The sequence below is a fragment of the Quisquiliibacterium sp. genome (assembly GCF_982640115.1).
In genome coordinates this window covers 1-8504 of sequence record NZ_CEXFHW010000168.1, presented here as the reverse complement: position 1 = coordinate 8504, position 8504 = coordinate 1, and the positions used below count along the sequence as shown (strand labels likewise).

The 8504-nt window shown below is 72.5% G+C and carries 7 protein-coding genes; 5 read left to right on the top strand and 2 right to left on the bottom strand.

All coding sequences use genetic code 11. From position 1 onward, the window contains the following. Together AC2H6A_RS15725 and AC2H6A_RS15720 are read left to right on the top strand one after the other, a co-directional pair. On the top strand, positions 1-2050 hold a 2050-nt coding region (locus tag AC2H6A_RS15725; protein ID WP_484274628.1), incomplete at its 5' end, for a carboxyl transferase domain-containing protein. Between the two features lie 32 nt (positions 2051-2082). Continuing rightward, entirely contained in the window at positions 2083-2919 is an 837-nt protein-coding gene (locus AC2H6A_RS15720) for an enoyl-CoA hydratase (RefSeq protein WP_484274627.1), read from the top strand. A gap of 48 nt (positions 2920-2967) precedes the next feature. On the opposite strand, the gene AC2H6A_RS15715 is transcribed toward AC2H6A_RS15720, so the two are convergent. Together AC2H6A_RS15715 and AC2H6A_RS15710 are read right to left on the bottom strand one after the other, a co-directional pair. Further along, positions 2968-4242, bottom strand: a complete 1275-nt coding sequence (locus tag AC2H6A_RS15715) for a CaiB/BaiF CoA transferase family protein (RefSeq protein WP_484274625.1) — start codon at positions 4240-4242, stop codon at positions 2968-2970. Beyond that, positions 4239-5192, bottom strand: coding sequence for a reductase (locus AC2H6A_RS15710; protein WP_484274624.1), 954 nt, complete (start codon positions 5190-5192; stop codon positions 4239-4241). Before AC2H6A_RS15710 ends, AC2H6A_RS15715 begins: the two co-directional genes overlap by 4 nt. A gap of 110 nt (positions 5193-5302) precedes the next feature. Between AC2H6A_RS15710 and AC2H6A_RS15705 the strand changes: the two genes are divergently transcribed. The 3 genes from AC2H6A_RS15705 to AC2H6A_RS15695 all read left to right on the top strand — a co-directional run bounded on the left by AC2H6A_RS15705 (position 5303) and on the right by AC2H6A_RS15695 (position 8459). Next, the gene (locus tag AC2H6A_RS15705; protein WP_484274622.1) at positions 5303-6016 is read left to right on the top strand and encodes a LysE family translocator; all 714 of its coding nucleotides are present in this window, start codon (positions 5303-5305) and stop codon (positions 6014-6016) included. A gap of 110 nt (positions 6017-6126) precedes the next feature. Then, the gene (locus tag AC2H6A_RS15700; protein WP_484274620.1) at positions 6127-7272 is read left to right on the top strand and encodes an alpha-hydroxy acid oxidase; all 1146 of its coding nucleotides are present in this window, start codon (positions 6127-6129) and stop codon (positions 7270-7272) included. Between the two features lie 14 nt (positions 7273-7286). Further along, complete coding sequence (locus tag AC2H6A_RS15695; RefSeq protein WP_484274618.1) at positions 7287-8459, top strand: benzoate/H(+) symporter BenE family transporter; 1173 nt, start codon at positions 7287-7289, stop codon at positions 8457-8459. Positions 8460-8504: the final 45 nt, after the last annotated feature.

The window sequence follows — 8504 nt, the reverse complement described above, 5'->3', positions numbered from 1 at the left end:
GGCACTGCGCCGCGCGCGCCGCGCCGCCGCCGAGTTCCAGATCGAGGGCGTGGCCACCTCCCTGCCCCTGTTGCGGGCGCTGCTGCAACGCCCGGAGCTCGAGCGGGGCGACATCCACACCCGCTTCATCGAGGCCCACGCCCCGGCCTTGCGGGCCGAGGCCGGGCTCGATGCCCCGACGGCGCCCGCGAGCGCCACTGCCGACGCCGCCGCGGCGCAGGCCGAGGGCCTGGTGCCGCTGCTCGCGCCGCTTCATGGCACCGTGGTCGCCTTCGAGGCGGCTGCGGGCGAGCGCCTTGCCGCCGGCGCCACCGTGGTGGTGCTCGAGGCCATGAAGATGCAGCATGTGATCGAGGCGCCGGTGGGCGGCATCCTGCGCCGGCTGTGCGCCACGCCGGGCGAGACCGTGAGCGCCGAGCAGCTGCTCGCGCTGATCGAACCCGCCGAGGTCGGCACAGCCGCCCGGGCCGCGGGTGGCGACACCGATCCGGGCCGCATCCGGCCCGATCTCGCCGAATCCCTCGCCCGCCACGCGCTCGGCCTGGACGAGAACCGGCCAGCCGCGGTGGCGCGGCGCCATGCCACCGGCTCGCGCACGGCGCGCGAGAACATCGCCGACCTGGTCGACGCCGGCAGCTTCGTCGAGTACGGCGCGCTGGCCATCGCCGCGCAATGGAGCCGCCGCTCCATGGACGACCTGCAGCGCAATGCGCCCGCCGACGGCATCGTCACCGGCATCGGCACGGTCAACGGCGCGCACTGCCCGCCGGAGCAGGCGCGCTGCCTGGTGCTGGCCTACGACTACATGGTCATGGCCGGCACCCAGGGCGCCTACAACCACAAGAAGACCGACCGCATGCTGCAGCTCGCCGAGCAGTGGCGGCTGCCGATCGTGCTCTTTGCCGAGGGCGGTGGCGGGCGGCCCGGCGATGTCGACTGGCCGGGCGTGGCCTGGCTCGACCTCACCACCTTCCACCACTTCGCGCGGATGTCCGGCCTGGTGCCGCGGGTGGGCATCACCTCGGGCTACTGCTTCGCCGGCAATGCCGCGCTGCTCGGCTGCTGCGATGTGATCATCGCCACCGCGAACAGCTCGATCGGCATGGGCGGCCCCGCCATGATCGAAGGCGGCGGCCTGGGGCGTCACCGCCCGCAGGATGTCGGGCCGATGTCGGTGCAGGTGCCCAACGGCGTGGTCGACATCGCGGTGCGCGACGAGGCCGAGGCGGTGGCCGCGGCGCGCCGCTACCTGTCCTACTTCCAGGGCCCGCGCAGCGAGTGGCGGGCTGCCGACCCCCGCGAGCTGCGCCATGCGATCCCCGAGAACCGGCTGCGGGTCTACGACATCCGCCGCGTGATCGCGCTGCTCTGCGACGAGGACTCGGTGCTCGAGCTGCGCGCGGCCTACGGCGTGGGCATCGTCACCGCGCTGGTGCGCCTGGAGGGCGAGCCCTTCGCGCTGATCGCCAACGACCCGCGCCACCTCGGCGGTGCGATCGATGCCGCGGCCGCCGAGAAGGCCGGGCGCTTCCTGCAGCTGGCCGATGCCTTCGACCTGCCGGTGATCTCGCTGTGCGACACCCCGGGCTTCATGGTCGGGCCGCAGTCCGAGCGCGAGGCCGCGGTGCGCCGGGTCTCGCGCATGTTCGTGGCCGCAGCCACCATGACCGTGCCGCTGTTCACCGTGGTGCTGCGCAAGGGCTACGGCCTGGGCTCGCAAGCCATGGCCGGCGGCGGCTTCACCGCGCCCTTCTTCACCGTGGCCTGGCCGAGCGGCGAGTTCGGCGCCATGGGCATCGAGGGCTCGGTACGCCTGGGCTTTCGCAAGGAGATGGAGGCGATCGCCGATCCGGCCGAGCGTGAGGCCTTCTTCCAGGCCAAGGTCGACGAGGCCTACCGTCAGGGCAAGGCCCTGAACATGGCCGCACACCTCGAGATCGACGATGTGATCGATCCCGCTGACACCCGCCGCTGGATCCTGCGCGCCCTGCGCTCTATCCCGCGGCCGGCCGCGCGCGCGCAGCGCAAGCGCCCGGTCGACACCTGGTGACAGACCCCGACATTCACCCGAGGAGACCCGAGATGAGCGACAGCGAGATCCTGTACGACGTGTCCGAGCGCATCGCCACGATCACCATGAACCGGCCCGACCGGCTCAACGCCTACACCGGCACCATGGGCGAGCAGATGCGCGCCGCCATGCGCCGCGCGGCCGACGACCCCGGCGTGCGCGTGATCGTGCTCACCGGCGCCGGCCGGGGCTTTTGCGCCGGCGCCGACATGAACAACCTGAACACCATCAGCAGCCGCGGCCGCAGCGGCGGCAGCCAGGCCAACGGCGCCGAGGCCGCCGCCGGCCAGGCCTTCGACCCCGATTCCAGCCCCGACTACCAGACCCAGCACTCCTACTTCCCGGCCGTGCCCAAGCCGATCATCGCGGCCATCAATGGCGCCTGCGCCGGGCTGGGCCTGGTCTACGCGCTCTACTGCGACCAGCGCTTCGCCGCCCGCGAGGCCCGCTTCACCACCGCCTTCGCGCGCCGCGGCCTGATCGCAGAGCACGGCATCAGCTTCACGCTGCCGCGGGTGGCCGGCCACTCGGCCGCCCTCGATCTGCTGGTGTCGGCCCGCAAGTTCGACGCCGACGAGGCCCTGCGACTGGGCGTGGTCGACCGGGTCTACCCCGGCGAGCAGCTGATGGCGGCGGTGCGCGAGTACGCCGCCGACCTCGCGGCCAATGTCTCGCCGCGCTCGATGGCGGTGATCAAGCGCCAGGTCTGGGGGGTGGCGCAGCTGCCGCTGCGCCAGGCCATCGAGGTGGGCAACCAGGAGATGCTGGCCAGCTTCGGCAGCGAGGACTTCAAGGAGGGCGTGGCGCACTTCGTGGAGAAGCGGCCCGCCGCCTTCACCGGGCGCTGACGGCCGACAGCGGGAACACCCGCGGCCGCGGCCCGGCAAGGACCGCGCTCACACCACCTTCGCCGCGCGCAGCGCGGCGATCTGCGCGGCGTCGTAGCCGATCTCGCCGAGGATGGCCTCGGTGTGCGCGCCGACCGCGGCCACCGGCCCGATGCCCCCGTTGCCGTGGGCAAGCCGGAAGCCCGGCCCGACCAGACGCACCGGGCCGTGCGGGGTGCAGACCTCGCGAAGCAGCTCGCGATGGGCGAGCTGCGGGTGCTCGGCGATCTCGGCCAGGCTGTGCACCGTGGCGCAGGGCACATCGGCCGCGGTCAGGCGCCGCTCCCAGTCCTTGGGATCGCCCTGCGCCATGCCGTCCTCGATCAGCGCGCGCAGCGCAGCGATGTTGGCGGTGCGCGCCGGCCAGTCGGCAAAGCGCGGGTCGGTGAGCGCGTCGGCGCGGCCGATGGCCTGCAGCAGGTTGGCGAACTGCCGGTCGGTGAGCACCGCCAGCACGATGTGGCCACTGCCGCAGCGGAAGCGATCGGCGGTGGGCTTGCGGCTCACCGATCCGTTGCCCAGCGGCGGGTGGCGATGGCCCACCACCTGCCACTCGGCCATCTGGCCGTTGAGGAAGTTGAGCATCGCGTCGAGCATGGCCACATCCACGAACTGGCCGCGGCCGGTGTGCGTGCGCTGATAGAGCGCGCTCACCACCGCGAAGGCGGCCATCATGCCGGCGGTGACATCGGCGGCCGCGAAGCCGGCGCGCATCGGGCCGCTGGTGGCATCGCCGGTCATCGACATCAGGCCCGACATCGCCTGGATCTTGCCGTCGAAGCTGGCGGTGCGCGCCTCGGGCCCGGTGCTGCCGAAGCCCGAGAGCCCGCAGTAGATGAGCCGCGGGTTGAGCGCCGAGAGCTGCGACCAGCCCATGCCCTTGCGTTCGAGCACGCCGGGCCGGAAGTTCTCGCAGACCACATCGCAGCGCGCGGCCAGCCGGTGGACGATCTCGCGCGCCTCGGGGCGGCCCAGGTCGAGGGTGAGGCTGCGCTTGCCGGCATTGACCGCCATCCAGGACGGCGCCATGTCGCGCGCAGCCCAGGTGGCATCGAGCGGATTGCGGCGCATGTCGTCACCGTCGACCGGCTCGATCTTGATCACCTCGGCACCCTGCATGGCGAGCTGGAAGGTGCTGTAGGGGCCGGCGAGGTAGTGGGTGAAATCGAGCACCCGCACACCGGCCAGTGGCGGCGGTCCGTCATCCGGCGCGGCCGCGCCTGCGCTTGCGGCCTCGCCCGGTCCGGCGCCCGCAACCTGACCCGGGCCCGACGCCGCGCTCACGCGCCGCCGCCCGCGGTGGTGAGCGTGGCGTCGCGCACGCCCTGGGCGACCTGCTTGATCCGGTCGTTGTCGGCACGGCGCTGCGCGATCTCCTCGGGGCTGAGCCGGGCGAGGTTCAGGTAGTCGTTGCGCCAGTCGGCCGGTCCTGGCCAGACCTGCGGATTCTGCACCGTGGTGCGCGGCGCAGGCGCGGTCTCGAGCAGACGCAGCGCGAGCTCGAGCGTGGCCTGCTGCGAGGCACGGTCGTGCGGCAGGCCGGCGGCATTGCCCAGCGGAAAGTCGCTGAACAGGAATCGGGGCACGCCGCACAGCTCGACGATGTCACGGGCCGCGCCCATGACCACCGTGGGCAGGCCGGCGGCCTCGAGGTACCGGGCCACCAGCGCCATGGTCTGGTGACAGACCGGGCAGTTGGGCAAGAGCACGGCGACATCGGCGCCATCGGCGAGGCATCGCGCCAGCACCTCGGGCGCGTCGGTCTCGAGGGTGTGGCGCTGGCTGCGGTTGGTGGGCACGCCGTGGAATCGCGCCGCGACCGCACCGATGCGCCCGGCGGCGGCCGCGCGACGCAGTGCAGGCAGGGGAAACCAGCAGCCCGAGTCATCGGACATGAAGCTGCGGTGCACCCCGACATGGGAGATGCGCAGATCGTGGTCGATCGCGGTGTCGCCGGAGTACACCTCGTAGAACTTGGCCGCCGCGTTGTAGGGCGAGTTCGGCCCCTGGTCGCCCTTGTCGGGCTGGTAGGGCGCCGCGGTGGTGAGCAGGGCCACGCGCGACTCGGCCAGCGGCTTGCGCAGCGGCGTGAACGGCACCTGCGCGTACTGCGCATAGCGGTAGGGGTTGCCGTAACCCAGCGCGTCATACCAGGCATGGGTGCGGTCGATGTAGCGGATCGGCTGCTGGCTCCAGGCCGCAAAGCCGAGCTCGTCGTCGAGGGCGTCCTTCATGTCATCTCCCATGGTCAATGACGGCGAGCATACCGCTGCCCCTGCGGCCATGCCGTCCGGCTGGCGTCAGCCCGGAATGCCCGGCGTGCGCCGGGGTATGCTCGCGCGCCATGACCGGCATCGAGAACCTGCCGCTGTTCGTGCTCACCGCCGTGCTGGTCAACCTCACGCCGGGACAGGACACGCTCTATGTGCTCGGGCGCGCCGCGGCCGGCGGCCCGCGCGAGGGCATCGCCGCGGCGCTCGGGGTCAGTCTGGGCTGCCTGGGCCACGCGATCGCGGCCGCGCTCGGGCTGGCGGCGCTGATCGCGGCCTCGCCCACGCTCTTCGGCCTGTTGCGCATGGCCGGCGCGCTCTGGCTGGTCTGGATCGGCGCCGGCCTGCTGGCCAAGGCATGGGCCTTGCGCGGCAGGCCATCGCCGTCCTCGGATCCCCTGCTCCCGACGGCAGGCATCGCCGCACGCGCCAACGCAGACACCGGCCGCCCCTGGCGTGCACTGGCCGAGGGCTGCCTGGGCAACCTGCTGAACCCGAAGGTGGCGCTTTTCTTTCTGGCGCTGCTGCCGCAATTCGTGGCCGCCGATGCCGCCAGCCCCGCGCGGGCCATGGCGCTGCTCGGCCTGGTGTTCTGCGCGACCAGCACGCTGTGGAGCCTCGCGCTCGCGCTCGGGGCGGCCCGCCTTGCTGCGCGCCTGTGGGGCGATGGCACGGACGGCGGGCGGCGCGGCATCGACCCGCATCGGGCCCGCCGGCGCGATGCCGCCCTGCACGCGGCCGCGGGCCTGCTGATGCTCTGGCTGGGCGCGCGCCTGGCCGGGGCCTGAACCCGGTCGATAGGCCCGCCTGCGGAACCTGCCGCCCCGCGCCGCGCTACGCCATGGCCCGCGCCGCCATCGGGCATGGGTAACATCGCCCCCAAGGAGAGCCCTGCGCCATGACCGTGATCACCTGCATCGAAGACCTGCGCCGCCTGCATCAGGCCCGCGTGCCCCGCATGTTCTACGACTACGCCGACTCCGGCTCGTGGACCGAAGGCACCTACCGCGCCAACGAGAGCGACTTTCAGCGCATCAAGCTGCGCCAGCGGGTGGCGGTCAATCTCGAGAACCGCTCGATCGCCGGGCGCATGGTCGGCGTCGATGTCGCCATGCCGGTGGCGCTCGCCCCCACCGGGCTCACCGGCATGCAGCACGCCGACGGCGAGATCCTCGCGGCGCGCGCAGCCGAGCGCTTCGGGGTGCCCTTCACGCTGTCCACCATGAGCATCTGCTCGATCGAGGACGTGAAGGCACATACCCGCAAGCCTTTCTGGTTCCAGCTCTATGTGATGCGCGACCGCGCCTTCATCGAGGGCCTGATCGACCGCGCCAAGGCCGCCGGCTGCGGCGCGCTGGTGCTCACCCTCGACCTGCAGATCCTCGGCCAGCGCCACAAGGACCTCAAGAACGGCCTGTCGGCGCCGCCCAAGCTCACCCTGGCCAACATCCTGAACATGATGACCCGGCCGCGCTGGTGCCTGGGCATGCTCGGCACCTCGCGGCGCCAGTTCGGCAACATCGTCGGCCATGTGAAGGGCGTGGCCGACATGTCCTCGCTGTCGGCCTGGACCGCGCAGCAGTTCGATCCCACGCTCAACTGGGGCGATGTCGAGTGGATCAAGAAGCGCTGGGGCGGCAAGCTGATCCTCAAGGGCATCCAGGATGTGGAAGACGCCCGGCTCGCGGTGCAGACGGGGGCCGATGCGCTCATCGTGTCCAACCACGGCGGCCGCCAGCTCGATGGCGCGCTGTCGTCCATCGCCTCGCTGCCGGCCATCGTCGATGCCGTGGGCGATCGCATCGAGGTGCACATGGACGGCGGGGTGCGCAGCGGCCAGGATGTGCTCAAGGCCGTCGCCCTGGGCGCGCGCGGCACCTACATCGGGCGCTCCTTCCTGTACGGCCTGGGCGCCATGGGCGAGGCCGGCGTGACCAAGGCCCTGGAGATCATCGCCCGCGAGCTCGACCTCACCATGGCCTTCTGCGGTCGGCGCAATCTCGCCGAGGTCGGACCCGACATCCTGGTGCCGGGCAGCTTCTGACGCGGCCGGCGCCCATGCGCCTGGCCGACTTCTCCAGCTCCACGGTCCTGGCCGGCTTCATCACCGTGCTGGTGGGCTTCACCAGCTCGGCGGTGATCGTCTTCCAGGCCGCGGCCGCGCTCGGCGCCACGCCAGCGCAGCTCGCCTCGTGGATGCTCGCGCTCGGCGTGGGCATGGGCGTCACCTGCATCGGCCTGTCGCTGCGCTGGCGATTGCCGGTGGTCACCGCCTGGTCCACGCCCGGCGCGGCGCTGCTCGCCGTCTCGGGCGGCGGCACCTCGATGGCCGAGGCTACCGGCGCCTTCCTGGTGGCGGCCGGGCTCACCGCGCTGGCCGGCTTCTCCGGGCTGTTCGAGCGCACGCTCAATCGCATCCCCATGGCGATCGCCACCGGCATGCTCGCCGGCGTGCTGCTGCGATTCGCGCTGCAGGCCTTCGGCGCGCTCGCCTCGCCTTCGGGCCTGGTGCTGGCCATGCTGCTCGCCTGGCTGGCCGGGCGCCGCTGGCTGCCGCGGCACGCGGTGCTGCTCGCCTTCGGGGTGGGCATCGCCCTGGCCAGCGCACAAGGCAGCCTGCGGCTGGACAGCGTGCACTGGACCTGGGCGAGCCCGCAGTGGGTCACGCCCAGCCTGTCGATGGCCTCGCTGATCGGCGTGGCCCTGCCGCTGTTCATCGTGACCATGGCCTCGCAGAACCTGCCCGGCGTGGCCGCCATCCGCGCAAGCGGGCACGCCACGCCGATCTCGCCGGTGCTGGGCTGGATCGGCGTGGTCAATGTGCTGCTCGCGCCCTTCGGCGCCTTCGCGCTGAACCTGGCGGCGATCACCGCCGCGATCTGCATGGGCCGCGAAGCCCATGAGGATCCGGCCCGCCGCTACACCGCCGCCATCGCCGCGGGGGTCTTCTACTTCGCGGTGGGCCTGGGCGGCGCCACGGTGGCCGCGCTGTTCGCAGCCTTCCCGGCCGAGCTGGTCACCGGCATCGCCGGCATCGCACTGCTGGGCACCATCGGTGCAAGCCTCGCCCAGGCCATGGCCGACGAGCGCGACCGCGACGCCGCGCTGATCACCTTCGGCGTGACCGCCTCGGGCCTGAGCGTGGCGGGCATCGGCTCGGCCTTCTGGGGGCTGGCTGCCGGTCTTCTCGCGCTCGGCGTGGCCCGGGCAAACTACAATCGAGCATCATGACCTGCCTCGAAATCCATCAGTACCGCTCGCTGGCCCGCGGGCCGC

Excerpts from the sequence above, each read along its gene's own strand:
- AC2H6A_RS15720 (WP_484274627.1), top strand. The coding sequence starts at position 2,083 with ATGAGCGACAGCGAGATCCTGTACGACGTGTCCGAGCGCATCGCCACG.
- AC2H6A_RS15710 (WP_484274624.1), bottom strand. The coding sequence starts at position 5,192 with ATGAAGGACGCCCTCGACGACGAGCTCGGCTTTGCGGCCTGGAGCCAG.
- AC2H6A_RS15705 (WP_484274622.1), top strand. The coding sequence starts at position 5,303 with ATGACCGGCATCGAGAACCTGCCGCTGTTCGTGCTCACCGCCGTGCTG.
- AC2H6A_RS15700 (WP_484274620.1), top strand. The coding sequence starts at position 6,127 with ATGACCGTGATCACCTGCATCGAAGACCTGCGCCGCCTGCATCAGGCC.
- AC2H6A_RS15695 (WP_484274618.1), top strand. The coding sequence starts at position 7,287 with ATGCGCCTGGCCGACTTCTCCAGCTCCACGGTCCTGGCCGGCTTCATC.